Origin of the sequence: Neobacillus drentensis (genome assembly GCF_036965245.1) — a bacterium.
Classification (GTDB): domain Bacteria; phylum Bacillota; class Bacilli; order Bacillales; family Cytobacillaceae; genus Neobacillus; species Neobacillus drentensis_G.
Genome location: NZ_JBALPG010000025.1, coordinates 31,826 through 56,719, shown reverse-complemented (window position 1 = coordinate 56,719; position 24,894 = coordinate 31,826). Strand labels below are relative to the sequence as shown.

Annotated in this window: 20 protein-coding genes and 4 tRNA genes; 8 read left to right on the top strand and 16 right to left on the bottom strand. The window is 37.7% G+C overall.

Translation table 11 applies throughout. The features are described 5' to 3' along the window. Positions 1–5 precede the first annotated feature (5 nt). The 3 genes from V7150_RS07275 (at position 6) to V7150_RS07265 (ending at position 3,533) form a co-directional block, all read left to right on the top strand. Positions 6–1,352: a GntP family permease gene (locus tag V7150_RS07275; protein WP_283920920.1), complete on the top strand. Its 1,347-nt coding sequence runs from the start codon at positions 6–8 to the stop codon at positions 1,350–1,352. A gap of 78 nt (positions 1,353–1,430) precedes the next feature. Further along, complete coding sequence (gnd, locus tag V7150_RS07270) at positions 1,431–2,834, top strand: decarboxylating NADP(+)-dependent phosphogluconate dehydrogenase (protein ID WP_335515542.1); 1,404 nt, start codon at positions 1,431–1,433, stop codon at positions 2,832–2,834. Positions 2,835–3,197: 363 nt separating this feature from the next. After that, entirely contained in the window at positions 3,198–3,533 is a 336-nt protein-coding gene (locus V7150_RS07265; RefSeq protein WP_335515540.1) for a DUF6506 family protein, read from the top strand. Positions 3,534–4,077: 544 nt separating this feature from the next. On the opposite strand, the gene V7150_RS07260 is transcribed toward V7150_RS07265, so the two are convergent. Continuing rightward, positions 4,078–5,040 carry a helix-turn-helix transcriptional regulator gene (locus V7150_RS07260; RefSeq protein ID WP_335515537.1) on the bottom strand — a complete coding sequence of 321 codons (963 nt, stop codon included), beginning with the start codon at positions 5,038–5,040 and terminating at the stop codon, positions 4,078–4,080. Between the two features lie 110 nt (positions 5,041–5,150). Here V7150_RS07260 and V7150_RS07255 point away from each other — a divergent pair, with 110 nt between their 5' ends. The 5 genes from V7150_RS07255 to V7150_RS07235 all read left to right on the top strand — a co-directional run bounded on the left by V7150_RS07255 (position 5,151) and on the right by V7150_RS07235 (position 10,740). After that, positions 5,151–5,630 carry a GyrI-like domain-containing protein gene (locus V7150_RS07255; RefSeq protein WP_335515534.1) on the top strand — a complete coding sequence of 160 codons (480 nt, stop codon included), beginning with the start codon at positions 5,151–5,153 and terminating at the stop codon, positions 5,628–5,630. A gap of 22 nt (positions 5,631–5,652) precedes the next feature. Continuing rightward, positions 5,653–6,117 (top strand): phage tail protein, encoded by a 465-nt coding sequence (locus V7150_RS07250; RefSeq protein WP_335515532.1) that lies wholly within the window; start codon positions 5,653–5,655, stop codon positions 6,115–6,117. A 587-nt stretch (positions 6,118–6,704) separates the two neighbouring features. Beyond that, positions 6,705–7,490 (top strand): glycosyltransferase family 2 protein, encoded by a 786-nt coding sequence (locus V7150_RS07245; protein WP_335515529.1) that lies wholly within the window; start codon positions 6,705–6,707, stop codon positions 7,488–7,490. A 399-nt stretch (positions 7,491–7,889) separates the two neighbouring features. Further along, the gene (locus tag V7150_RS07240; RefSeq protein WP_335515526.1) at positions 7,890–9,659 is read left to right on the top strand and encodes an HSP90 family protein; all 1,770 of its coding nucleotides are present in this window, start codon (positions 7,890–7,892) and stop codon (positions 9,657–9,659) included. Between the two features lie 13 nt (positions 9,660–9,672). After that, complete coding sequence (locus V7150_RS07235) at positions 9,673–10,740, top strand: hypothetical protein (protein WP_335515524.1); 1,068 nt, start codon at positions 9,673–9,675, stop codon at positions 10,738–10,740. A 236-nt stretch (positions 10,741–10,976) separates the two neighbouring features. On the opposite strand, the gene rlmH is transcribed toward V7150_RS07235, so the two are convergent. The 15 genes from rlmH to dnaB form a co-directional block, all read right to left on the bottom strand. After that, positions 10,977–11,456, bottom strand: coding sequence for a 23S rRNA (pseudouridine(1915)-N(3))-methyltransferase RlmH (gene rlmH, locus V7150_RS07230; protein WP_335515738.1), 480 nt, complete (start codon positions 11,454–11,456; stop codon positions 10,977–10,979). A 100-nt stretch (positions 11,457–11,556) separates the two neighbouring features. Continuing rightward, positions 11,557–11,715: a CxxH/CxxC protein gene (locus V7150_RS07225; RefSeq protein WP_335515521.1), complete on the bottom strand. Its 159-nt coding sequence runs from the start codon at positions 11,713–11,715 to the stop codon at positions 11,557–11,559. A 149-nt stretch (positions 11,716–11,864) separates the two neighbouring features. Next, the gene (locus V7150_RS07220) at positions 11,865–13,097 is read right to left on the bottom strand and encodes a S1C family serine protease (protein ID WP_335515519.1); all 1,233 of its coding nucleotides are present in this window, start codon (positions 13,095–13,097) and stop codon (positions 11,865–11,867) included. A 375-nt stretch (positions 13,098–13,472) separates the two neighbouring features. Further along, a complete protein-coding gene (locus tag V7150_RS07215) occupies positions 13,473–14,267 on the bottom strand; it encodes an MBL fold metallo-hydrolase (RefSeq protein ID WP_335515516.1) in 795 nt (264 codons plus the stop codon). 6 nt (positions 14,268–14,273) lie between these two features. After that, complete coding sequence (locus tag V7150_RS07210; RefSeq protein WP_335515514.1) at positions 14,274–15,071, bottom strand: two-component system regulatory protein YycI; 798 nt, start codon at positions 15,069–15,071, stop codon at positions 14,274–14,276. Next, complete coding sequence (locus V7150_RS07205; protein ID WP_335515510.1) at positions 15,058–16,380, bottom strand: YycH family regulatory protein; 1,323 nt, start codon at positions 16,378–16,380, stop codon at positions 15,058–15,060. The genes V7150_RS07210 and V7150_RS07205 overlap by 14 nt, the downstream gene beginning before the upstream one ends. Then, positions 16,377–18,203: a cell wall metabolism sensor histidine kinase WalK gene (gene walK / locus V7150_RS07200; protein ID WP_335515508.1), complete on the bottom strand. Its 1,827-nt coding sequence runs from the start codon at positions 18,201–18,203 to the stop codon at positions 16,377–16,379. Before walK ends, V7150_RS07205 begins: the two co-directional genes overlap by 4 nt. Before the next feature lie 8 nt (positions 18,204–18,211). After that, entirely contained in the window at positions 18,212–18,922 is a 711-nt protein-coding gene (yycF, locus tag V7150_RS07195) for a response regulator YycF (RefSeq protein WP_283920938.1), read from the bottom strand. Between the two features lie 207 nt (positions 18,923–19,129). Next, the gene (locus V7150_RS07190) at positions 19,130–20,572 is read right to left on the bottom strand and encodes a M23 family metallopeptidase (RefSeq protein WP_335515504.1); all 1,443 of its coding nucleotides are present in this window, start codon (positions 20,570–20,572) and stop codon (positions 19,130–19,132) included. A gap of 408 nt (positions 20,573–20,980) precedes the next feature. Beyond that, positions 20,981–21,053: transfer RNA gene (locus V7150_RS07185), tRNA-Phe, on the bottom strand. 7 nt (positions 21,054–21,060) lie between these two features. Continuing rightward, positions 21,061–21,137, bottom strand: a tRNA-Asp gene (locus V7150_RS07180). 3 nt (positions 21,138–21,140) lie between these two features. Continuing rightward, a tRNA-Glu gene (locus tag V7150_RS07175) sits at positions 21,141–21,212 on the bottom strand. A gap of 15 nt (positions 21,213–21,227) precedes the next feature. After that, a tRNA-Lys gene (locus V7150_RS07170) sits at positions 21,228–21,303 on the bottom strand. A 273-nt stretch (positions 21,304–21,576) separates the two neighbouring features. Then, positions 21,577–22,869: an adenylosuccinate synthase gene (locus tag V7150_RS07165; protein WP_335515501.1), complete on the bottom strand. Its 1,293-nt coding sequence runs from the start codon at positions 22,867–22,869 to the stop codon at positions 21,577–21,579. Between the two features lie 293 nt (positions 22,870–23,162). Further along, positions 23,163–24,518: a replicative DNA helicase gene (gene dnaB / locus V7150_RS07160; protein WP_335515498.1), complete on the bottom strand. Its 1,356-nt coding sequence runs from the start codon at positions 24,516–24,518 to the stop codon at positions 23,163–23,165. Between the last annotated feature and the right edge of the window lie 376 nt (positions 24,519–24,894).

Genomic DNA, 24,894 nt, shown 5'->3' with positions numbered 1-24,894 from the left:
ATAAGATGCCATTAGTTATTGTTGCAATTGGAATTTTAGCATTACTAATTTTAATCATGGGCTTCAAATTAAACACCTTTATTTCTTTGATCATCGTATCTTTTGGTGTTGCTTTAGCACTCGGAATGCCTTTAGAAGAAATTGTCAAAACCATTGAAGCAGGACTAGGCGGAACACTTGGCCACTTAGCGCTAATCTTTGGACTTGGGGCGATGTTAGGTAAGCTAATTGCCGATTCAGGTGGCGCACAGCGAATTGCGATGACACTCGTTAACAAATTTGGTGAAAAGAATATCCAATGGGCTGTCGTTGCTGCCTCTTTCATCATTGGTGTTGCTTTATTCTTTGAAGTAGGACTTGTATTATTAATTCCAATCGTATTTGCCATTTCAAGACAATTAAAGATTTCTATTTTGTATCTCGGTATTCCGATGGCTGCAGCTTTATCCGTCACACACGGATTCCTTCCGCCACATCCAGGACCAACCGTTATTGCTGGTGAATATGGTGCAAACATTGGTGAAGTATTACTTTACGGTTTCATTATTGCGATTCCAACGGTTATTTTAGCGGGACCTGTATTTACGAAGATTGCTAAAAAGCTAGTACCTGCATCTTTTACAAAAACGGGCAATATTGCCTCATTAGGGGAACAGAAAGTATTTAAACTTGAAGAAACGCCTGGTTTTGGAATCAGTGTTTTTACCGCTTTACTTCCTGTAATTTTAATGTCAATTGCTACGATTATTACTTTGCTGCAAAAAACAATGGGATTTGAAGATAATGGTTTCCTAGCAGCAATCCGCTTTATTGGGGATGCTGGTACTTCGATGTTGATCTCTTTATTAGTTGCTGTTTATACTATGGGATTAGCTAGAAAGATTCCTATCAAAAATGTTATGGAATCTTGTACAACTGCAATTTCACATATTGGGATGATGCTGTTAATCATCGGGGGCGGCGGAGCCTTCAAACAAGTATTGATTAATGGCGGTGTAGGTGACTATGTTGCTGAATTATTCAAAGGAACAGCCTTATCTCCCATCCTTCTTGCCTGGATTATTGCTGCAATCTTACGTATCTCTTTAGGTTCAGCAACTGTTGCGTCCTTAACAACTGCTGGTTTAGTTATTCCAATGTTAGGACAATCTGACGTTAACTTAGCTTTAGTGGTACTTGCAACTGGTGCGGGTAGCTTGATTGCTTCCCACGTAAACGATGCTGGTTTCTGGATGTTCAAAGAGTATTTTGGTTTAAGCATGAAAGAAACATTTGCAACTTGGACCTTGCTTGAGACGATTATTTCCGTAGCAGGGCTAGGATTTATTCTATTACTAAGCTTATTTGTATAAGCCTTCAAGGCAGTAAAACCCTACTTAAAACACAGGGGTTTTACTGCCTATTAATCTTATAAAAGGGAGCATAACTAGATGTTAAATACAATTGGTGTTATTGGTTTAGGGGTAATGGGCAGTAATATAGCTTTAAACATGGCGAATAAAGGTGAGCATGTCGCTGTTTATAATTATACAAGGGATTTAACCGATCAACTCGTCCAAAAACTTGATGGACAAGCAATTACTCCTTACTACCAAATTCAAGATTTTGTCCAGTCATTAGAAACTCCAAGAAAAATCTTTGTGATGGTTACTGCGGGTAAAGCAATCGATTCGGTGATAGGCTCATTAATACCTTTTCTTGAAAAAGGCGATGTGATTATGGACGGAGGTAACTCTCATTACGAGGATACAGCACGAAGATATGATGACCTGAAGTCTAATGGAATCGGTTTTTTAGGAATTGGTATATCTGGCGGAGAAGTCGGTGCTTTAACAGGTCCTTCTATCATGCCAGGCGGCGATAAAGACGTCTATGAAAAAGCTGCTCCTATTCTTACGAAAATCGCAGCCCAAGTGGAAGGTGACCCTTGCTGTACGTATATTGGTCCAAAAGGTGCAGGTCACTTTGTGAAAATAGTACATAACGGGATTGAGTATGCTGATATGCAATTGATTGCTGAAGCCTACACATTCTTAAGAGAAAAATTACATGTATCGGTTGAAGAAATTGCTGAGATCTTTGAAACGTGGAATCAAGGTGAGCTAAAAAGCTATTTAATCGAAATCACGGCAGAAATTTTAAGGAAGCAAGATGAACTAACTGGCTTGCCATTGATTGATGTGATTCTCGATAAAACAGGACAAAAAGGCACTGGTAAATGGACAAGTATTCAAGCTATTGATAACGGAATCCCAGCATCGATTATTACAGAATCATTATTTGCCCGTTATCTATCTTCTTTAAAAGAAGAACGGGTTAACGCTGAAAATATCCTGTCAGGACCAGAGATGGATCCGCAGAACTTAGATAAGCATTTGTGGATAGAGTACATTAGACAGGCATTGTATATGGGTAAGGTTTGTGCATATGCTCAAGGATTTACACAGTATAAAATGACTTCTGAACTTTACGGATGGGACCTGCCTTTAAAGGATATCGCACTCATTTTCCGCGGTGGCTGTATCATTCGTGCAGAATTTTTAAACGTTATCAGTCAAACGTATCAAGAGCAGCCAGATTTGACTAATTTGCTAATCGCCCCATATTTTGCTGAAAAGGTGAAAGAATACCAAATCGGATTGCGGAAAGTTGTCTGTGAAGGCGTCGTTTCCGGCATCTCGTTCCCTTGTTTAAGTGCTTCCCTTTCTTATTATGACAGTTATCGAAAAGGCACTTCCAATGCCAGCTTATTGCAGGCACAACGGGATTACTTCGGCGCTCACACCTATGAACGATGCGATTTAGCAGGAGTCTTCCATACAATTTGGCAGTAAAAATAGAAAGGGGTATTTTTTCTCGGCAATTTTTTATTATACGGGAATCTAAACCTCGAATTTCAGAGCTTTTTTGACTAAAAAAAGATTGCCCTTTACTTAACCCATCTTTGCTAAGTGTGTGGCAATCTTTTTCATGTTCGGGCAAGCTGCTGTAATAAGAGCCTGCTCACTGGCTTTCTTTAATCCCCTAACCGGGGTCCATCAACCTCATGTTTTTTGAAATACAACCAAAACGAATTTTTTTCTCCTTATTATAATAGCTTGTAAATTTATGGTGCAGATAGCTTATTTGCAAAAAAACAATATTTGTATTTATAATTCTTATATAAAACAATTAGATTAAATAGGAGGATGATTTTTATGGCGCTTCACAATTGGGCATATATTTATTTATCTCCGGGATTTAGCCCAGAAAAAAATACAATCACCACTAGAAATCAGCACTGTAAATTTACTGCTATTGGAATCGATTTTAATGACAAAGACCATGTAATACCAATCGCGAAGCACCTTGTTAAAGATGGGGTACAAATGATTGAGCTATGTGGAGGATTTGGACCTATATGGATTGCAAAAGTAAGTGAAGCTGTAGATAATGCTGTTCCTGTAGGAAGTGTGGCATATGGACCTGAAGCACGTCAACCTATGCTTGATTTACTCGCACCAGGTGATATGAAAAAAAAGAACAATGATTAATATTGTAGATCGTGATATTAGTGAATTCGATAACTAACCCACATTGGTTTGTAGAAAGAAGAAAAATCTCACCTAAAATTAAACTTACATAAGTTTAGCTTGATGGGCATATATAGTGACCCCTATTACATTTTTAATACAATGAAAAACAAAAAACATTCATAATAAATATGTTTTAAATTGGAGCTTGTTCAAAGACCGTATTTTTTGAACAAGCTCCATAAAATTATGGCAAACTTTCTCTTAATCTCTTTTGCAATCTCATTCAATAAATCATCCGCTTGCGGCTAAAACCAATTCTAACCATAAAAGCATGATCTATACTATTGTACTGAATAAGCTTCGTATTGACCCCGCTGCGTGCAAGTTTTACAGCTTATGCCTCACACTCTACTTTTAAATAATCAAATTCGGCAATTGCAATTAGCATCTGTGGAATACCGCTTAACTGATCCGACAGCAGTGGAGAAACGTGGTGTGCGAAAATAAGTGGTAACTGGCAACTGGCCAAGCTCAAAATTATTTGGGTTTTAACTAGCACTGCTTATGGGCAGAATAAGAATAATCTCTCTTGTATACCTTCTAAGACTTCTTCTGGAACTTCCCTGACCTTGATATCCCCACCTAGGAAAAGTAGCCAATTTGTTATTTCGGTCAATTCTTCGGGATTATTAACATTGATAAAAGTCTTTAGAATGGCTGTGGTTTGGTAAGGATTCGTATAGGAAATTGAAACTTTTAAAGGATGGTATTTTTTGAACTGGGCTATCGCCTTTGGACCAAGTTCAAGGACAAGGTTAATTACTTCTTCCTGCTTACTTAGTTTTTCTAAAATCTTTTTCTTACTTAATCTTTTTTTCGTAGGGTATGGTTTGACATTGGTGAGGTTGTCGACAGGGAAAATATGCCTCTTTTCTTCCTCTAAGTCAAAGCCTTCAATCAGCCAAAGGCTTTTTTCACGATAAAGGTGCAAGAGATAAATTGGATAAGACTTTATTACCTTCTCTTCTTTGATGGTAACCAATAAATAGCTATCCAAAAGAAGGATTTGGATGAGTTTTTCTAACATGGGATGGGGTAGGTCTGACAGATCAAGTAGGTCGGGATTATTGGGGTTGGTCCCTTCAAAAAGCAAGATTTGATTTAAAAGAACAAGGTCATCTTGCTGGCTTTCTGAGATGAGGCCTAGTAATTTTTCAGCTAAAGACTGACGACTCTTTAGATAAGGGAGTTGTTGATTTCTTGTGGCCATAAAGGCAATAAAAAGAGCTTTAATCTCATTATCGGTAAAGCGAACAGTGGGCAAGACAGAGTTGTTCATGACAAAATAACCCCCATCCCTTCCAACTTCAGCGACAAGCGGCATCCCCATGGCTTCAATTTCTCTGATATCTCTAATAGCAGTCGAACGAGAGATGTTAAATTCTCGCATGATTTCAGAAATTGTAAAGTGAGCGCGGTTGTTGATATACCGCATGATGATATTAATCCGTTCAACTTTTTTCATCGGGACCTCCTAAACAGTATCATTTTTTGACATGATTTAAGGCTATTATAAACTCATCAAGTGAAAAGACAAATCATTTGATTAATTTAAAAAAGAGGAAGGTTTTGAATATGGCAGATTATACCCTAGAAGAAAAAGACAGCTTTACCGTTTTAGGTATTGGAACTGAGCTTAAGAGCGATTACACAGACTATGCTGGCATAAACAAGGAAAAGGCAGACTTTTGGTCGGCCGTCAAACAAGATGGAAGGCTTAACATGTTAAAAGCCGTAGCCACAAATGACTACATTTTTACCGTAAATGAAGCCGTGAATAACAAGATGATGCATTATGCTGGCGTTATGACAGAGGCATCATTACCAGAAGCATCCAGAGTGATTCAATTTCCTAAAGGAGAATACCTGGTTGTAAAAGGAGAAGCAGCGACGGCTGGTGAGTTGAGTAATATGCTTACTGGTATTGCCTTTGGTCAAGTCTTGCCAGAAGCAAAGGATTTTGCCTATGTTGGCGGACCAAATACGTCGGTTGAGATGGGGCAGCGAAACGGCTTAGTATTTGGTGAAATGTGGATTCCGGTTGTTAGGAAATAAAGAAATAAAAGGAGAGATGGAATTGTCCTATACCGTTGATTTTAAAAATGTGTCTACGGTTGGTTTAGAGTCTTCACCTGTAGTAGAAGCGCTTGCTGGTTTACGTGCTAATGAAGCCCGGTACTTTATGAACAAATACAAGCATGAATTTACGGTTGTACCAGCTAGCGAAAGCCAAGAGACCCTTGATTATGTGAACCGAATTTTGAAAGAAGAACGTGATATTGAGTTTGCGGCCAAACCTTTAGAAACGTCGCGTTTTCAAGTGGAAAATATCAAATTTACCTACGTCTTTTATGAGGATGGTCTTTCGGTTAACGTCATGTATACGGTTGATGACCCTAAGAAGCGGGCCGTTGGTTTTAAGCTTTCTGAGGGGATGGAGGTACCAAAGGAGTTAGAAGGAAAGTTTAAGTTTGCTAGGCAGAAGTCGAAACTAGCTGGAACAATTCGGGGCTCGTATTTTGTAATTAAGGGAGAATATTAAAGTAAACAAAAGCGCAAGGGGAGGAATTCAGCCATTTTTTGTATTTGGTCATTCTTTTTCTTCATTTGGATAAGAAAATCCTGATTGAGCAAAAACAACCATTCATGCAACAAATGCTCATCTTGGCATTCAAATAACAAAACAGCACCTCTCCATCAAATTAGAGGGTGCTGTTACTTTTTGCACAAAAACCTCATTTACTTATGATACGGTTCACCGCATCCTGTTTAACCGGCAATTTTTTACCAATTTTCACTCCCATAATTCATCATATCCATGGGTTTTAAACAGCGATTCTAATTGTTGTTTGATGAAGTTTCACTTTTCTAAAAAATATTCCACCTTAATTTTTCGGCTAAAAAGGATTGGAATATCATCATATTTACCATTTACACGATTAAAATATTCTGCTTTTAGGACAATGGTTTATACAAGGATTTTTTTTTTAACATACGATATTTACTAGGGTCAGTTGCAGTATTTAATTGTATACGGAGGACTAAAAGTCAGTGTAATCAATTATTGCGTATGCTTCTATGGAAGAAAGAAAAAACCATTAAATGATTATAGAGGGGAGTAGTATTTAAGTGCAGTTAAGGATTGAGGAGAAAATCACAGCAATTATAAAAACTATTGATCGTCCGCAAAGCTTAGATATATTAATAAAAAGTATTAAAAAGTACTATCCAAATCTTCCAATTATTGTAGCAGATGATAGTCAGAGTCCAATATCACGTAAAGATGTTGAATACCATATAATTCCTTTTGATAGTGGTATCGCTAAAGGACGAAATTATCTAGTTGGACAAGTTAAAACCCCTTATGTCCTACAACTTGATGATGATTTCTGCTTTATCAAAGAAACAAGCCTAGAGAAATTGCTATATGTTCTTGAAAACTCTGATATCGATATTGTTGGGGGAAAATGGATTTGGAATAAAAGGGTCCACAGCTACCATGGAAAGTTACTATGTGAAAATGGAGTTCTAATACACACTAAAGAATCTTCTGGAGAGTCTTTTGGATTTAAGCTTTATGATATTATCCACAATTTTTTTCTAGCAAGAACAGATACCTTAAAACGTTATCCCTGGGATGACAGATTAAAGGTCAAAGAACATGAAGATTACTTCTTAACTCATAAGGGGAAGATCAAAGTAGCTCTTCATCCTGAAGTTTTTATTTATCATAATCAAACTAGAACAGAGTCTTATAATAAATTTAGAGGCAGAGATAGAATATACTATCCTTTATTAAAGGAAAAACATGGAATATTGAAATTTGCAAAAGGATCCCATTTTGAAAAATTAGATAAAAAACTTTTTTGTAAAGAAACATTATCCAAATACCTAAACCACGATAGTAATAAGTAACTACCTCCAAATTCTCTTCAAATTACCCATTCCAGCTACGCGATAAATCCTCAAAATGTTGAACAGATCTTAAAGACAGAAAGACAGTGCCACTGTCACGCCCCGAATAATGTCGAAGTTATCGACAAAAATCGGGTGGTGAAAGTGGCACTATTTTAATTAGAGAAAATCCTAAAATAGATAAAAAACTGCCTCTATTTATGGTAAGGTTCAGCCTAACTTATCTAAATGAGGTTTTTATTATGTACAATGTTCACGTTCTTAGAACTGATTTATCTGGAAGAATATGTCGTAAAATGGGTAGCTGTTTACAAAATGTTACAGTTTACTTAAAGGTTTTGTGCTAATATTTAATTGAGGTTAAAAAAATTACTATTGTTTAGGGGGAAAATATTATTAATGGAAAATTATAATTTTAAAGTCAATTTAAAAGGCGTTATTGACATTCTTTCCAACCACTTATATAGCAGCCCTGATGTTTTTATTCGTGAGGTTCTCCAAAATTGTGTAGATGCTATAACTGCTCGATCAAAAGAATCCCAGGAATATGAAGGTTCTATTATCGTTGAACTATATAACTCTACTGATATTAAAACTTTATACATAGAAGACAATGGAATTGGTTTAACAGAAGAAGAAGTTCACATGTTTTTATCAGAGATTGGAAGATCTTCAAAAAGGGAATCCACTTCTGAACAGGATTTTATTGGCAGGTTTGGAATTGGACTGCTATCTTGTTTTATTGTAAGTGAAGAAATTGTATTAATTACAAAATCAGTTCATAGCCATGAAACGATTGAGTGGAGAGGAAAATCTGACGGCTCCTATACAATCAAGAAATTAAAGGACTTGAACAGCACAGGAACCCGCATTTACCTGCGAAGCAAGAAAGAATCTGAAGAGTTTTTTGAATATGAAAAAATTAAATCAGCGCTAGAAAAATATGGGAGTTTCCTTCCGTACTTAATCCATCTAAAAAAAGGTGAAACCTCCATCAGTATCAATAAGCAAAAGGCCCCTTGGGAAATGACACTAGAAAACGCGCTTTACTTCGGAAAATCAAAATACAATATCGATTTTCTTGATGCTATTCCGATTCATTCGACAATTGGCGGTGCAGACGGTATCGTTTATATTCTTCCTTATAAAGTCAGTCTAAATGCTAAGAAAAAGCACCAGGTATATGTAAAACGAATGATGATGTCTAATAAAATGGAAGGAATTTTACCGGATTGGGCATTTTTTGTAACTGGAATTATTAATATTAATAATTTGAATCTAACTGTATCAAGAGAGTCTTTCCATGATGAAGATATGTTGGATGTGGTAAAAGATGAATTGGGCGAATGTATAAAAAAATACTTTATTCAACTTTCACTTTTCAACCCTAGTCTGTTACAGCGAATTATATCAATTCATTATTCTTCCATAAAAGCACTTGCAGTTGAGGATGATGAATTGTTTACATTATTTATTAACTTACTCCCATTTACTACTTCTTTTGGAAATTTAACAATGGGAGAGATTCGAAATAGAGAAACTATTTATTACACCACAACACTAGATGAGTTCAGACAAATATCGAAGGTAGCAAAAGCACAAGGACTATGCGTTATTAATGGTGGCTATGTTCATGATCTTGAACTTGTAGAAAAAATGGCCGAACTCTTCCCTGATATTGAAATGATCAAAATTGATCCCACTGACATTAAAGATACATTTGAGGAACTTTCTTTGCAAGATAGATTAGAAGTATATGAATTTATTAAGTTTGCAGATGTATGTTTACAAACTTTTAAGTGTTCTGCTGATATAAAGCGATTTTCGCCATCCGATTTACCGGTTTTATATACATCAGACGAAGATATGAATTTTCTTCGATCGGCTCAGCAAACAAAGGGACAAAGCAATGAATTATTTGCTTCGATTATCGATGATATTAGCCAGAATATTACAGCAACTTCATTTTCACAATTATGTTTTAACTATAATAACCCTCTTATACAGAAAATAATAGAATCACGTGAAAAACAGTTGCAGTCTCTAACCATTGAAATGTTATATGTACAAGCATTACTAATGGGTAACCAGCCATTAAACCCAGCTGAATATAAACTTTTAAATTCGGGTTTATTAAATTTAATTGAGTATGCAGCTGAGAGAAAATAGGGGGAGACCGAAGATGGAACAAGAGTATTGGAAGATAATGAATCAGGTTCAAGAATTGCCAAAAAGTCAGATTAAGGTTTCATTGTTAGAAGAGGCTGTCAGAATAGCAGATGCACTAAACGATATTAATAAAGGATATGACGCCAGATTAGAGCTTGTAATGGCAACGAGTGATATTGGTTTGATTGATAAAACGATAGTCGCCTATACTTGGTGCCTTTCAATATACGATAAATTTTCAGAACAATTCGATTATGTAAGCCTTATGTGGAGATACAAATGGATAGTTAGTCATTTGGACGAGTTCCCGCAAATATCATTCGAAAAAATAGATCAGGTTTATGAAGATATGAAACAAAGATATACTAGTTTTGAAATTAGTTTGCGGCCATATTATCAATATAAACATAAACATGCACTAAACCGAGGTGATATTGAATTAGCTCAATTGTATTATGATAAATGGATTACCGCTGAAGTTGATTATTGGTCAGATTGTAAAGCTTGTGAAGTAGACCAAAAAGTACATTCTCAATATTTGCTCGGAAATGTAGACCAATGCTTAGAATTGGCTACACCCATCATAAACGGTTCAATGAGATGTGGTGAAGTTCCTCATTTAACTTTAGCTGTTTTGTTACTTCCATTATTGCAAAAAGGAAATCTTAACGAAGCCGAAAAGCTTGAGACAAAGAGCTATAAACTAATTAAAACCAATAAGAAATTCTTGCCGCAGCTATCCTATCACTTAAATTATCTAACCATTATCAATCCAAGAAGAGCATTTAACTTGTTTGAAAAGTATTTACCATGGGCACTCGAAACCAATAATTATCAAACAAAGTTTAACTACTACTTGGCATCTTATGTATTCCTTTCACTCAACGATAAAGCAAAAGAAAAGTTGAAAATAAGCAAGCTTCCGGATTACATTACATTTGAGTGGATTGAAGCCCAGACTAATCAAATCGCGGAACTCTTCGATAAGAGAAATGGCAATTCTTTTTATAAAGACAGAATAAAAACGCAATATGAACAAATATCCATGATAAAAGAAAGTATTGCCAAAATACATTCCTAGACAAAAAAAAAAACAATTTATTGTGCTTAGATAGTTTATTGATGAAAAGATGTGGGGATTACTCAAATCCGGACATCTTTCATCAACTATTCATTGAGTACTTGCCTAAACTGATAACAAAATTAATTCTTCCTTTGATTATTAGAGAATCATCATACCTGTTAAGAAATATAGTATTTTTGTCCCACTTCATCTGTTAAATAAAATAGATAACTCTATTCCTTTAAACTCCTCATTTACTTATGATACGGTTCCCCTCGATTTATCCGAAATGCCCGGTAAATTTGTTCCACCAATATCAACCTCATCAGCTGATGGGGGAAGGTCATTCGTGAAAAAGACAGCTGTTCGTTAGACCGATTTATTACTTCCTCACTTAAGCCTAATGAACCACCGATCACAAAGGCAATTTTACTTTTTCCATATGTCGCTAGTTTATCTAACCTTTCGGCAAGTTCTTCGGATGAACCCAGCTTTCCTTGGATTGCTAACGCAATCACATATGTATCCTGGCCAATCTTTGCGAGAATTCTTTCGCCTTCTTTTTGCTTCACCTGAACCATTTCCAGATCGCTTAATTCCTCAGGTGCCTTTTCATCTGTAACTTCAATGACATCTACCTTTGCATAGGCGGATAATCTCTTTAAATACTCTTCAATGCCCTGCTTTAAATATTTCTCTTTTAACTTACCAACCGTAATGATCGAGATATTCACAATCCACAACCCTTTTAATTTGATTACAAACAGCTTACAAACAAGATATCCACAGTAGTTATCCACATATGCACATTTTTTATCCACATCTTGTATGGAATCACTTGTTCGCCACCATATATACAGCCTGCTTTTCACAATATTCACAGCTTGTTGATAATTTATCCACAGGTATTTTTGATAATACCGGATATGTTTGATATTGATCGACAATATCATCTAATGCAATTTCTATATGTTCCTCACAGCTATAAATCATTCATCTTCACCTTCCCGAACTACATCGTTATTATTATTTTTTCTTTTCTATCAGCAATCATACTTAAATCATACTTATGACATCATTTATAATACCATAATAAAAAACAGGAAAGTGAACGAATCACTCTCCTGCCTTACACAGCACAATTATTGCAATTTTTCTCCCGTCAATGTTAAGGTTGTTTCCTTTTGCTTCCCATCACGGTAAAATTTAATCGACATTTTGTCGCCAATTTTCTTTTTCTGATACAAATGTTTCCGAAGGTCAATGACATCATTTATTTTTTCCCCGTCCATTTCGACGATAACATCGAGCTCCTTTAATCCCGCTTGCGCTGCTGGAGAATTTGGTACAACTTGACGCAGTGCTACACCGTAATTCACATCACGAGGGAGTTTCAATGCTTCCTCTTGGTAATATGCAGGTATTTCCTCAACCGATTTTAAATCAACACCCATATATGGACGTTTCACGGTGCCGAATTTCTCGAGATCATCAATAATTGGCTTGGCAGAATTTATAGGAATCGATAAGCCAATTCCTTCAACAGCCTGCTGGGCAATTTTCATCGAGTTAATCCCAATCACTTGGCCTGCCATATTGATTAACGCTCCACCGCTGTTACCTGGGTTAATTGCTGCATCGGTTTGTAAAACCTCTGATTGCCAGTCAACAACGCCATTCTGATCAATATCTACAGGGATGGTCCGTTTTAGCCCGGAGATAATTCCTTGTGTTACCGATCCAGAAAAAGTTGCGCCGAGTGGATTTCCTATCGCGATGACTGTCTCTCCCATTTTTAAACTATCAGAATTGCCGAATTCCGCTACCTTTTTTACTTTGCTTGCATCGATTTCTAAAACAGCTAAATCAGTCCAAATATCGCTTCCTAAGAGCTTTGCAGGTATCTTCGTCCCATCTGACATCGTTACTTCCAGTTTAGTAGCTCCCTCTACAACGTGATGGTTCGTTACAACAAAGGCCTTATTTCCTTCTTTTTTATAAATTACACCTGACCCTGTCCCTGAAGGCTCTTCTGCATTAGCTTCATCTGACCAAAAGCTTGTTGATTGAATGTTGTTAATACCGACAACAGTATCACCTGTTTTATCAACTGCTTTTGTAATATCGGTAGTCACATCATATGAAATCGGCTGTTTAATGACTTTCTGCTGATTCGTTTTGTTTGTTTCTGTCGCCGTATTTTGATTTGGACTAACTGTATAGGGCAGGACACCTTGATTTGACAAGGCTGGAAGGGCAAGAATCACTATAATTGCGCCAATAATTGCTCCAGCTAAGCTAGCGAGAAAATAACCTCCTCTTTTTCCTTTTTGCCCCCGATAACGCTCTTGTGAATACTCGTCATAATAACCCATTTACACTATTCCTCTCTTTCGAAAAGGTTGCTATTTTCTATTTTGGCTTATAATAACAATTATAATCCTTCATCCTTAAATTACTAAAAAATTGTATACAATTAAGAAAAACTTCCCAATTTGTTCATAGTTCTTTCACAATAACCGTAAATGATATCTTACATCTCTATCTATTTTAGAAATACAATACTTCATTCAAAGAATCAACCCGATATAATATAGGCGGTGTGAGCAAAGCTTGGCAGCTCTTAGCTAGCAGCGTAACTTAATATATTTCACCTTGATTGGATAGACTCATTCGTTTTGCGGTGCTTCGCCCCATTTCTACGCAAAAAATGAAGTGCCCTTAAAAAAGACAACTTCATTCTTTTAACACTATACTGCTGTTAAAATGGTTGGTATTTTCGGATCTGTATCATATAGCTCGAACTGTTCGCCAACAATATGACCGCAGCTCTCGAGAGTTTGTGTTACTGCCATTTTCGCTAAGTCTTTCATGTTATTATCGAGGCTTAAATGGGCGAGATAGACCCGCTTCGTTCGATCACCCACCACATCACTCATTGCAAGTGCCGCATCTTCATTGGAGACATGGCCGACATCACTTAAAATTCTCCGTTTAATGTTCCAAGGATATCTGCCCATGCGCAGCATTTGCACGTCGTGGTTTGATTCAAAAATGTAGACATCAGCATTTGAGATCGTTCCCTTCATCCGATCACTTACATAACCTGTATCAGTAATTAAAACAAGTTTTTTCCCGGAATGATGGAATACATAAAACATCGGCTCTGCAGCATCATGCGAGACACCGAACGATTCAATATCAGTAGAACCAAAGCTCTTCACCGTTTCCATATTAAAAACAAACTTTTGCTCTGTTGGAATCACACCTACCGAGCTTTCCATGGCCCTCCATGTTTTTTCATTTGCATAAACAGGCAAATGAAATTTCCGGGCGAGAACACCAATCCCTTTAATGTGATCGCTATGCTCATGCGTGACAAAGATCCCGGAAAGCTTGCTGATATCACGGTCAATTTGTCCGAAAAGCGACTCCATCTGCTTCCCGCTAAACCCAGCATCCACTAGAAAGGAATGTTCATCAGACTCTACATACAAGGCGTTACCTGTGCTCCCGCTTGCTAGGATGCTATATCGCAACGACATACTTTTTCACTCCACTTTACTATTATCATCGCTATTAAACTGAATAATCTGCCCTTCAAAGGCATTTACAAAAAGACTTTCCTTATCATTGACGACAATGCGCCAGGTTGGTGCTAACACTTGGGAAGCAGCTAAACCAACGAGGGTCGAATAACCAAGCTCAACCTTGGTAATCTTACTCTTCGGCTTTAATACCCCCTTTTGATGCAAGGTTTCAATGGCCTTTAATGGAGAGAGAATTTCCTCTTTAGCCGTCAATTTTTCAATATCCTCTAAATAGGTTTGCTGATAGGAAATAATTTGATTATCAGCATTAAGATTAAATGTAATCATTCCATTTACATTTTGATATAAGGGAAAATTATCATATTGCTGAAAGTAGGTAATGGTATTTTTTTTATCATTTTTCTCCCAAAATTGATAGTGTTCACCGTAAAGGATGTTTTCCTTAAAAAAACTAGAGAGCTCTGATGGTTCAAATTTGGAATTTAACTGCAGCGGCTTATCAAGTGTCACCAGAAGCGTTGTACCAGGATCCTTCACTACAGCCGTCTGGCCCTTAAGTTTTGCGGTTTCATTTTTTGTAAAAGTTCTTGGTTTTGCACTTAAATATTGATTCTTAATCGGTGCCTTTGGGAGCGCCTCATATGTGATTTCATCCGCTTTTAGCTTTTCTTCAAAAGAAGCCTCGGTTGCAACTTCATATTTATTGGCATCACGGATTTTCATGAATTGAAATAAGAGGTACACATCAAGGATCAGGAATGTAATGATAAAAATGGTTTTAATTTTACTCCAATCCATGCTTCAAACCTCCTATCTCATCCATCGTAATTTGTCCCCAGATTTTATCATAACGATAGAACCAGGCAGGTTCCAAAAGGATTAATTTATTCCCCTCCGAATCCCTTTCCATTCGATAGCCCAAGATCAGTTCATCAAGAAGCTCTGGCTTAAAATTCTTTTTATTTTGTAAAAACTCCAAGACTGCATGTCCTGATGGACGCGTAATCTTTTGCATCTCCATCGTTAATGGCAATTTTAACGAAATATTCGGGCGGACATACATATTGATTTCATCCCGGCCCCAAACCTCAGTAATTTCAGATAGCCCTTTGTCGTTAAAAACAGGATAACCATCCATACTGTATAAACGAAAGGTTACAGACCGTTTATATTCACTTTTCGAAACAAAACGAAATGGGTCCGTCCATCCACCATGCTCATTCACAAAATCAATGCTTCTTTTGACTAAAGCATAGGAACTGTCAAGATAATTATCCTCTGCTGTCGGGTTCACATAGCGAAGGATATTGGTATCGTAATTGATATTCATTTTACTCGAGTCGTTCGTGTACTCTTCTCCATGGGGAACAAAGCTTTTCTGAACAAAACTTGGATCGCTGAAGAGTGCATCCTTGAATTCATCTGAGTTAAGGGTAACTGGCAAATATTTGTACGTCGTCATTTCTGTTTCACCATCAGGCAGGAAGAGCGTACGTCTTTCCGATACCTTATAGGCAAAATATTGCGGATACCGGTTTGCATTTTTATAAAATTCCTGATTAAACTCATTCAAATTCGCTGATGAAATATGACTGATATAGACTTGCTGGTTTTCAGAGGAAACAAAGTACACAATTCCATTTTCCTTATCCAAGCCCTCAACATTAATTATAATTCGATTGAAATTGAAGGAAGGTACCCTTTTTTCCTCAAAATTTAATACACTTCGATATAATTCAATCGGAACCTCTCCTGGGAAAATAATCTCAGCATTGCCGTTGCTATGGATTAATTCATCAATATTTTCCACTTTATCAGTATAATTTTTTACATCAAAAATAGACCAGCGGCTTATGTTCTTAACAATTTTTTCGAGCTCACCTGTGTTATTAGTTCCATAATGCTGTCCCTTTATATGAAACAAAACCTGGTCAGGTCTGACAATTTTTTGAACCTCTTGTTTTTCACTTACTGTGACCTCGTCCACATATTTGTTTTTTTCCATTGTGTCGTAGTGGGGCTGATATGTCCAAAGATTCCATGTTAACAGAATACTAACCAAGACTAATACAGTTAAAATGCCTGATTTAATATTTTCGTATCTCATGACCATTCATCCTCTTCAGAACGCTCATATGGCATTGAAAAAGAAATCTTTGTTCCTTTTCCTTCCTCACTTGTTGCCCAGATAGCTCCGCCATGTGCATTGACTATTTCCTTTGCAATTGCCAGCCCTAGTCCTGTACCGCCTAATTTTCGTGTCCTCGCTTTATCGACACGATAAAAACGGTTAAAAATCTTTCCAATATTCTCTTTAGGAATCCCCACGCCTTGGTCCGACACGCTGACGATCATCTTGTCTTCCTTTTCTTTTATCGAAAAAGTGACCTGGCCTCCTTCTGGAGAGTACTTTAAGGCGTTGGAAATTATGTTGTATAATACCTGTGTCATTTTATCTTCATCAATTTCAACAAAGATGGCATGCTTAGGAAGTTTTCTTTTAAAGGTGACGTTTTGCTCTTTAGACATCTCAAACCGATCGATGATGCGGTCGTAGAAATCAACAAAGTTCACCCACTCGATGTTCAGTTTGTAATCGGTACTATCCATTTTTGATAATTGCAGCAGGTCATTGACAAGCCGAATCATTCGCTCTGTTTCTGTCTGCGTTACCTCTAAAAAGTTTGGTGCAATTTCTGCATCCTGCCACGCACCATCAGCAAGGGCCTCTAAGTAACTGCGCATCGTTGTCAGCGGCGTTCTTAGCTCATGGGAGACATTGGCGACAAATTCTCGTCTTTCAACATCAATTTTTTCCTGCTCCGTAATATCATGCAAGACGGCAATCAAGCCATTGACAAATCCTGTTTCTTTTTGAATAACTGAGAAATTTGCCCGTAAAATATAGCGTTCAGATTTCGTACTATAATCTAAAATTAACGAATCCTTTTCCTCCAATAGATCTTCAAATGTATTGGTATCGTCTAAATCCAATAAAGAGACGATCGGCTGGGAAAGAACTGTTTCACGTGAAACATTCAGCATTTCAGCAGCAGGATCGTTGATTAAAATAACCCGGCCTTTTCTGTCTGTTGCAATCACACCGTCAGTCATATACGACAAGACCGATGACAACTTTCTTCGTTCCCCTTCAGTCATCGCCTGTGCTTCCTGAAGTTTTTTCGTTAAATGGTTAAAGGTCATGGCCAATGTACCAATTTCATCATGACCGTACACTTTAACCTTTCGCGAAAAATTCCCCTTTGCCATGGCTAGTGCGTGTTTCTTCATATCGGCGATTGGTCTTGTAATGGTTTGAGCTAATAAAATACCTAATACGGCCGTGATCGCTAAAGCGATGCCTGTGCCTGTTGCAAAAATCTTATTAATGGTTTTCATTTGTTCAAACACATTTTCAATTTTTGCGACTAAATAAATGGCGCCAATTACCTTTTTACCAGACTTAATTGGGGTAGAGAGGACCCAGATCCGGTGGCCGGTTTGCCTGTCAATTTTGATGGCACTTTGATCTTCTTCTAACACCATCGATTGTTTCACTTGAAGCCTTGTCGTCCTTTGACCGACTACTCCTTGGTTATTTTGCTCCGAGGTACCTAGTATTTTTAGAGATCTGTTTTCAATTACCTGGACTTCTGAGATATCCCCTGCATCGAAATCACGGAGAATTTTCCTAATATCTTCTTCGAGAGTTGGATCTTCAGATGTTCTTTCTTTTTCCATTTCCTCAACAACATTATAGGCAAGCAAATTCACCCGTTCTTTTAACGATGTCTGGAAGTTTGTTCGTAATGTTTCTTCAAGCTGCCTGACAAAATAAACCCCAATTATTTGCATTGCCACTAAAAGAAGGAGGACATAGATGATAACAAATTTTACGTGTATAGAGCGAAAGAAACCAACTTTTTTCATCAAGTAAACTACTCCTGTTCAGGATTGCGTAAATAATAGCCAACGCCGCGGCGCGTGACGATCCATGTTGGATGGCTCGGACTATCCTCGATTTTTTCACGCAGACGTCTTACAGTTACATCAACAGTCCGTACATCACCGTAATAATCATAGCCCCACACGGTTTGTAACAAGTGTTCTCTTGTCATAACCTGTCCGATATGCTGTGCCAAATAGTAAAGCAGCTCAAATTCCCGGTGTGTCAACTCAATGGTTTCGCCTCGTTTGGAAACCACATAAGCGTCTGGATGAATCACAAGCGAACCAATTTCAATTTCGTTCGTGTCACTTTCAGCATCTGGCTGAGCTAAGATTTGATTGTGACGGCGTAAGTTTGCCTTTACACGTGCAATTAATTCCCTTGTGCTAAATGGCTTTGTTACATAATCATCTGCACCAAGTTCAAGCCCTAACACCTTATCAATTTCAGAATCCTTTGCTGTCAGCATAATAATCGGCATTTCATATTTCTTCCGGACTTCGCGGCAAACTTCCATCCCATCTCTGAGTGGAAGCATGATATCTAAGAGGATTAAGTCAGGCTGTATTTCATCTACCAACCGAAGCGCTTCGTTACCATCGTAGGCGCAATAGACAATATATCCTTCTTTTTTTAAGTTAAACTGCAAAATATCAGCAATCGGTTTTTCATCATCGATAACAAGAATTTTCTTTTCCATACCATTTCTCCTTTTCATTCAATTACGATCTATACAATAAAAAAATTCTAGAAGTCATACCTATACTAGTTTACTTTACCATTTTATTAACTTAAATTCACCTATAACTAGCACTTAGAAATATTTGGATAACATGTATTTCTATGATTAGTAAATATATCAAAAATAAAAAAAAGCCTCTAGCATTAACTAGAGACCCTTGTTCAATTATTTTAGATAGGATAGCGGGTTGACTAAGCTGCCATCTTTATACACTTCAAAATGGAGGTGAACTCCTGTTGAGTCACCGGTAGAACCCATCACGCCGATCGCTGTGCCTTTAGATACCGTTTGGCCTACTGTGACATTAATAGATGCCATATGGCCATATAGTGTGCGTAAGCCATTTTGATGGTCAATGACAACTTTATTACCATAACCGCCATCCCAGCCAGCAGAAACAACCACGCCATTATCGGCCGCTTTTATGGTCTTGTCACTTGGTCTGGCAATATCAATCCCTTTGTGCAGTTTGCCCCAGCGGTAGCCCATTTGACTAGATATATAGCCGCCTGCTGTCGGCCAGGCAAAGCTGCCTTCGCCACGGGAAGGAATCTCTTTCGTTCCTTTCACAACAATATGGTTGACTGGCTGCTGAAGGATTTGTTCGCTTGACTGTTCCTTTTTAACGGTTACACCATTTTGTTCTGAGATGGCATAGGTTACGGAACGAGATCCGTTTTGCCCCTGTTGCTTTTCTTTTGTCTCACCCTTTGGCATCGATGAGTCCTCAACTACTTCATTTGCAAAAGGGATTTCTTCCTTTTGATTTACTTCTTTATCAACGATTACTTCAACAAATGGTTTAAGCACCGTTACATTTATTTCTTGGCCAATTTGCAAAAGTGAATCCTCTGTTAAACCAGGATTAAGTGCTAAAAGATCCGCTTTTGCCAAACCGTGAGCATCGGCAATGGTTCCGAGCACATCGCCTTCTTGAACAGCATATTTCTTTTCTTCTAAAGTACCTTTTTGTAAAAATGTAGCTGTGTCTTCGGCAGACATAATTTTTTCTGGAGCGATATTTTCTGCTTCAATTGAAACATTTTTGGATAAGCGAACGTCTAATATACGAGATTCATTTTCTTGTAGTGCCGGTAAGGATCCATTGTCTTGGGCTTTTCTTGCATCAAGTTCTGTTAATTGATCCTCAGACACATATTGCAGTTTCAGCTTTTTAATTACTTCTTCAGCTGTATCTTTATTATCAAGGTATACAACAGGAGTGCCGTCAATCACAATAGCTGATGCTTCTGCTTGAATCTGGAATGTGTCTTTAATGGTTTGGACTGTTTCTTGATTAGTTGTTTTAGCTCGAAAAACCTGTTCAGGTATGTATTGGACCTGCGAACCAATGTTAAAATCGACATTTTTAAGTGACTTCTTTGCGGTATCGACTTTATCAGCAACTATTTTATTTACTATTTCTTTATCTGTAACATTGCCTATATATGTACCATTAAGATAAACATGATAAATGGTGGTCAATTTTGATGATGTGGCAAAAGCAACCGGACCATTGCTAAAAGCGATAACAGACGCAGCCATCGCGGTAATTACAGTCGTTTTTAATAATAAAAACTTTTTTGATTTTTTATTCGAAAATAACATTTATTCCTCCTAAACCACGGTAAAACCCTTATAAACTTGAATTTTCATCTAGTAAAGCGTTTTCCAGAATTTTAGACCTTCTTTACTTTAACATAGTTTAATTTAAAAAGATTAATAGTCTTTATAATGTAACAAAAATGTATAATTACTGACATTTTCCTACATATTTTTGAAATATGCTAGTCGATTTTTCATGTCCTTCTAATGGATTTTCTAAAAAAGATAGTGATAAATCCCTATTAAATCAAGGATTTTTATAGTTCTAGAGTAGCAGATTCTATTTTTATTAAACAGGACAAACTACAGGGTGAGTTTTGTAAAAAAGAGGAATATTTGTTACAACCGCATTACAGAAGTTACAAAAATAGACAAAAAAAGAAGTTTGCACATGCAAACTTCTTTTTCGTATGGCTCAGGACGGAATCGAACCGCCGACACAAGGATTTTCAGTCCTTTGCTCTACCGACTGAGCTACTGAGCCGTATGAGTGGCGGTCTGGACGGGACTCGAACCCGCGACCTCCTGCGTGACAGGCAGGCATTCTAACCAACTGAACTACCAGACCAAATGACCCCTACGGGATTCGAACCCGTGTTACCGCCGTGAAAGGGCGGTGTCTTAACCGCTTGACCAAGGGGCCATATTAAATTGTAAATGGTGAGCCATGAAGGACTCGAACCTTCGACCCTCTGATTAAAAGTCAGATGCTCTACCAACTGAGCTAATGGCTCGTACAAGGATAATTCACTAATCTTTTTATTTCGCCGGATGCCCACACCTCGGATAGCCTATTCAAGCAGCAGCTCGGCGTGTGCCCTGATGCTGTTTCATGGAAGCTTATTCGATCGTGCTCTACCGACTGAGCTAATGGCTCGTAGTAATTTGTCTTATTGTGACGACGCTTTTTATAATATCATGGTTAATATTATTAACGCAATACTTTTTAAAAAATTTTTTTAAAAAGATTGAAGCTCTCCAAAATGAAGAGCTTCTTTAAATAGTAATTATATTTGTCTCCAAGGGCTGCGGACTACATTTGTTTGATTCCGATCTGGACCGACTGAGAAGGTAGATAACGGAATACCTGTCAGTTGTGTAACTCGTTCAACATAGTGACGGGCATTTACTGGCAGTTCATCTAATGATTTAACCCCTGTAATGTCCTCTGTCCAGCCAGGAAGTTCCTCATAAATAGGTTCACATTGTGATAATACCTTTAAGTTTGCAGGATATTCGGTAATCACTTCATCCTTGTAGCGATAAGCCGTACAAATCTTTAATGTTTCAATCCCTGTTAATACATCAATAGAATTGAGGGAAAGATCTGTTAATCCGCTGACACGGCGGGCATGACGCACGACAATACTATCAAACCAGCCAATACGGCGCGGACGTCCAGTTGTTGTCCCGTATTCACGACCTACTTCGCGGATCTGATTGCCGATTTCATTATTTAATTCAGTTGGGAATGGTCCATCACCAACACGAGAAGTATAAGCTTTGCAAACGCCGACGGCATGAGTAATTTTTGATGGGCCAACTCCTGAGCCAATTGTTACCCCTCCAGCAACTGGATTTGACGAGGTTACAAATGGATAAGTACCCTGGTCAATATCAAGCATGACTCCTTGGGCTCCTTCAAATAAAACGCGTTTGCCTTCATCCAAAGCATCATTTAATACAACAGATGTATCACAAACATATTTTTTAATTTGTTGGCCATATTCATAATATTCATCTAGAATATCTTCTTTCTTAAAGCCCTCAGTTTCGTAAATGCGTTCAAATAAGCGATTTTTTTCGTCAAGATTCTGTACTAGTTTTTCTTCAAATATTTCACGGTCAAGTAAATCAGCAATCCGAATGCCGATACGAGCAGCCTTATCCATGTAGGCAGGGCCAATCCCCTTTTTCGTTGTACCAATTTTATTGGCGCCTTTTCGTAGTTCTTCCACTTCATCCAATTTTAAATGGTACGGTAGGATCACATGGGCACGATTACTAATACGAAGATTATCAGTTGTTATCCCCTTTTCATGTAAATAAGCCAGCTCTGTTACAAGCGCTTTTGGATCAACAACCATTCCATTACCGATTACACTTATTTTTTCTTTATTAAATATCCCTGAAGGAATTAAATGTAATTTATAGGTTACTCCGTTAAATTTGATGGTGTGGCCTGCATTGTTTCCACCCTGATAACGTGCAATAACCTCAGCATTTTCTGAAAGGAAATCAGTGATTTTTCCTTTTCCTTCGTCTCCCCATTGTGTACCAACAACCACTACTGATGACATGAAAGACACCTCCAAAATTTTTGCTTTCATTAATAATTAATTTATCACCACCATAGTTTATCAATTTTTCATCAAAAAATCAAACAAAACACGAACATTTTATATAAAATTATGAAATATGTTCGTAAATATAGCAAACTATGAAAATTATGAAGAAGGATTATCTAGTAGAAACGAAACTTTCAAGTACGAAACATAAATTTAAGCTATTTTTTTCCCGTTAATCCCAAATGCTATCCTTTTTCAAAAAAAAGAGCTAGCCTGATAATCTGGCTAACTCCAAAATATCCACGTTACGCTCCTTGAGAGGAGTCATAGCGTGTCTCTAAATTTACAAATTTATTATATTCCTTCACAAATGCAAGCTGTACCGTACCTGTTGGACCATTACGCTGCTTTGCAATGATAATTTCGATAATATTCTTATTCTCTGATTCTTTATCATAGTAATCATCACGATACAGGAAGGCAACGATATCGGCATCCTGCTCAATACTTCCGGATTCACGGATATCAGACATCATCGGGCGTTTATCCTGACGCTGCTCAACGCCACGAGATAACTGGGAAAGGGCAATAACAGGGACTTTCAGCTCACGGGCTAATTGCTTAAGGGAACGGGAAATTTCCGATACTTCCTGCTGACGGTTTTCACCCGAACGGCCGCTTCCTAAAATAAGCTGCAAATAATCGATTAAAATCATACCCAATCCGTGCTCTTGCTTTAAGCGTCGGCATTTAGAGCGAATATCACTGATACGAACACCAGGGGTATCATCAATAAAAATACCTGAGTTAGAAAGGCTGCCCATTGCCATTGTCAGCTTGCCCCAGTCTTCATCTGTAAGCGAGCCGGTACGAAGCCTTTGAGCATCGATATTGCCTTCCGAACAAAGCATACGCATGACAAGCTGCTCCGCACCCATTTCAAGACTGAATATCGCGACATTTTCACCCGTTTTAATTGCAACATTTGAGGCAATATTTAAGGCAAAAGCTGTTTTACCAACGGAAGGACGGGCGCCAACAATGATTAAATCATTGCGCTGAAAGCCTGCTGTCATCCGGTCAAGTTCAGCAAATCCTGTCGCAATACCCGTAATTTCTCCAACACGGTTGTGCATTTCCTCAATATTATCATACGTACGGACCAGCACATCTTTAATATTATGGAAGGCACCGGCATTCTTTCTTTGTGCAACCTCTAAGATGCTTTTTTCTGCTTCACTTAGCAGTGCTTCCACTTCGTCTTCGCGCGAATAGCCATCAGTGGCAATATTAGTTGCTGTGCGAATTAATCTTCTAAGTAAAGACTTTTCTTCTACGATTCTAGCATAATACTCAATATTGGCAGCCGTTGGAACAGAGCCCGCTAAATCGCTTAAATAACTGACACCGCCAATATCCTCTATTAGTTTTGAAGCCGCGAGTTCTTCTGTTACCGTTACAAGGTCAACCGCTTTACCTTGATCATTTAGATGAAGCATCACATTGAAGATTTTTTGGTGTGCGGCACGATAAAAATCTTCAGGAATTAAGATTTCTGAGGCCAATGTGAGTGCAGAAGGCTCTAGAAAAATCGCCCCTAATACAGCCTGCTCCGCCTCAATATTTTGCGGAGGCATACGATCCGCATATAAATCATTCATCTATCAAAAACCTCCTACCTTAGAAGGATTTAATTAAAAAGTCATAAAGAAAACTCGCCGACTGGCAAGCCGTTAGGCGAAGACAGAGGCGAAGACAGAGGCGTAGGTCGTCGAAAAGCACAGCTTTTCGACTGCGATGCCTTTGCTTCGAAGCCTTCCTTAGTGCACTTATGCGTAATAGGAAAGTTTACTTTCCTATCGGCGAAAGAAAAAAGTGACCAGTTAATACCGATCACATCCGACTACTTACTTTTTCTATTGTATCATGTTTATTCTAACTTTGAACTGGGAAATTTTTTAATCCCGCATTAAGGGGCAGTAAAATTAATTCAACCTGTTAAGTAATAGGATTGTGACACTGCCCCTAAATGCCCGA

Excerpts from the sequence above, each read along its gene's own strand:
- dnaB (WP_335515498.1), bottom strand. The coding sequence starts at position 24,518 with ATGAATGATTTATATGCGGATCGTATGCCTCCGCAAAATATTGAGGCG.
- V7150_RS07255 (WP_335515534.1), top strand. The coding sequence starts at position 5,151 with ATGGCAGATTATACCCTAGAAGAAAAAGACAGCTTTACCGTTTTAGGT.
- V7150_RS07235 (WP_335515524.1), top strand. The coding sequence starts at position 9,673 with ATGGAACAAGAGTATTGGAAGATAATGAATCAGGTTCAAGAATTGCCA.
- yycF (WP_283920938.1), bottom strand. The coding sequence starts at position 18,922 with ATGGAAAAGAAAATTCTTGTTATCGATGATGAAAAACCGATTGCTGAT.
- V7150_RS07165 (WP_335515501.1), bottom strand. The coding sequence starts at position 22,869 with ATGTCATCAGTAGTGGTTGTTGGTACACAATGGGGAGACGAAGGAAAA.
- gnd (WP_335515542.1), top strand. The coding sequence starts at position 1,431 with ATGTTAAATACAATTGGTGTTATTGGTTTAGGGGTAATGGGCAGTAAT.
- V7150_RS07275 (WP_283920920.1), top strand. The coding sequence starts at position 6 with ATGCCATTAGTTATTGTTGCAATTGGAATTTTAGCATTACTAATTTTA.
- V7150_RS07190 (WP_335515504.1), bottom strand. The coding sequence starts at position 20,572 with ATGTTATTTTCGAATAAAAAATCAAAAAAGTTTTTATTATTAAAAACG.
- walK (WP_335515508.1), bottom strand. The coding sequence starts at position 18,203 with ATGAAAAAAGTTGGTTTCTTTCGCTCTATACACGTAAAATTTGTTATC.
- V7150_RS07260 (WP_335515537.1), bottom strand. The coding sequence starts at position 5,040 with ATGAAAAAAGTTGAACGGATTAATATCATCATGCGGTATATCAACAAC.
- V7150_RS07215 (WP_335515516.1), bottom strand. The coding sequence starts at position 14,267 with ATGTCGTTGCGATATAGCATCCTAGCAAGCGGGAGCACAGGTAACGCC.
- V7150_RS07220 (WP_335515519.1), bottom strand. The coding sequence starts at position 13,097 with ATGGGTTATTATGACGAGTATTCACAAGAGCGTTATCGGGGGCAAAAA.
- V7150_RS07240 (WP_335515526.1), top strand. The coding sequence starts at position 7,890 with ATGGAAAATTATAATTTTAAAGTCAATTTAAAAGGCGTTATTGACATT.
- V7150_RS07225 (WP_335515521.1), bottom strand. The coding sequence starts at position 11,715 with ATGATTTATAGCTGTGAGGAACATATAGAAATTGCATTAGATGATATT.
- V7150_RS07210 (WP_335515514.1), bottom strand. The coding sequence starts at position 15,071 with ATGGATTGGAGTAAAATTAAAACCATTTTTATCATTACATTCCTGATC.
- V7150_RS07205 (WP_335515510.1), bottom strand. The coding sequence starts at position 16,380 with ATGAGATACGAAAATATTAAATCAGGCATTTTAACTGTATTAGTCTTG.
- V7150_RS07265 (WP_335515540.1), top strand. The coding sequence starts at position 3,198 with ATGGCGCTTCACAATTGGGCATATATTTATTTATCTCCGGGATTTAGC.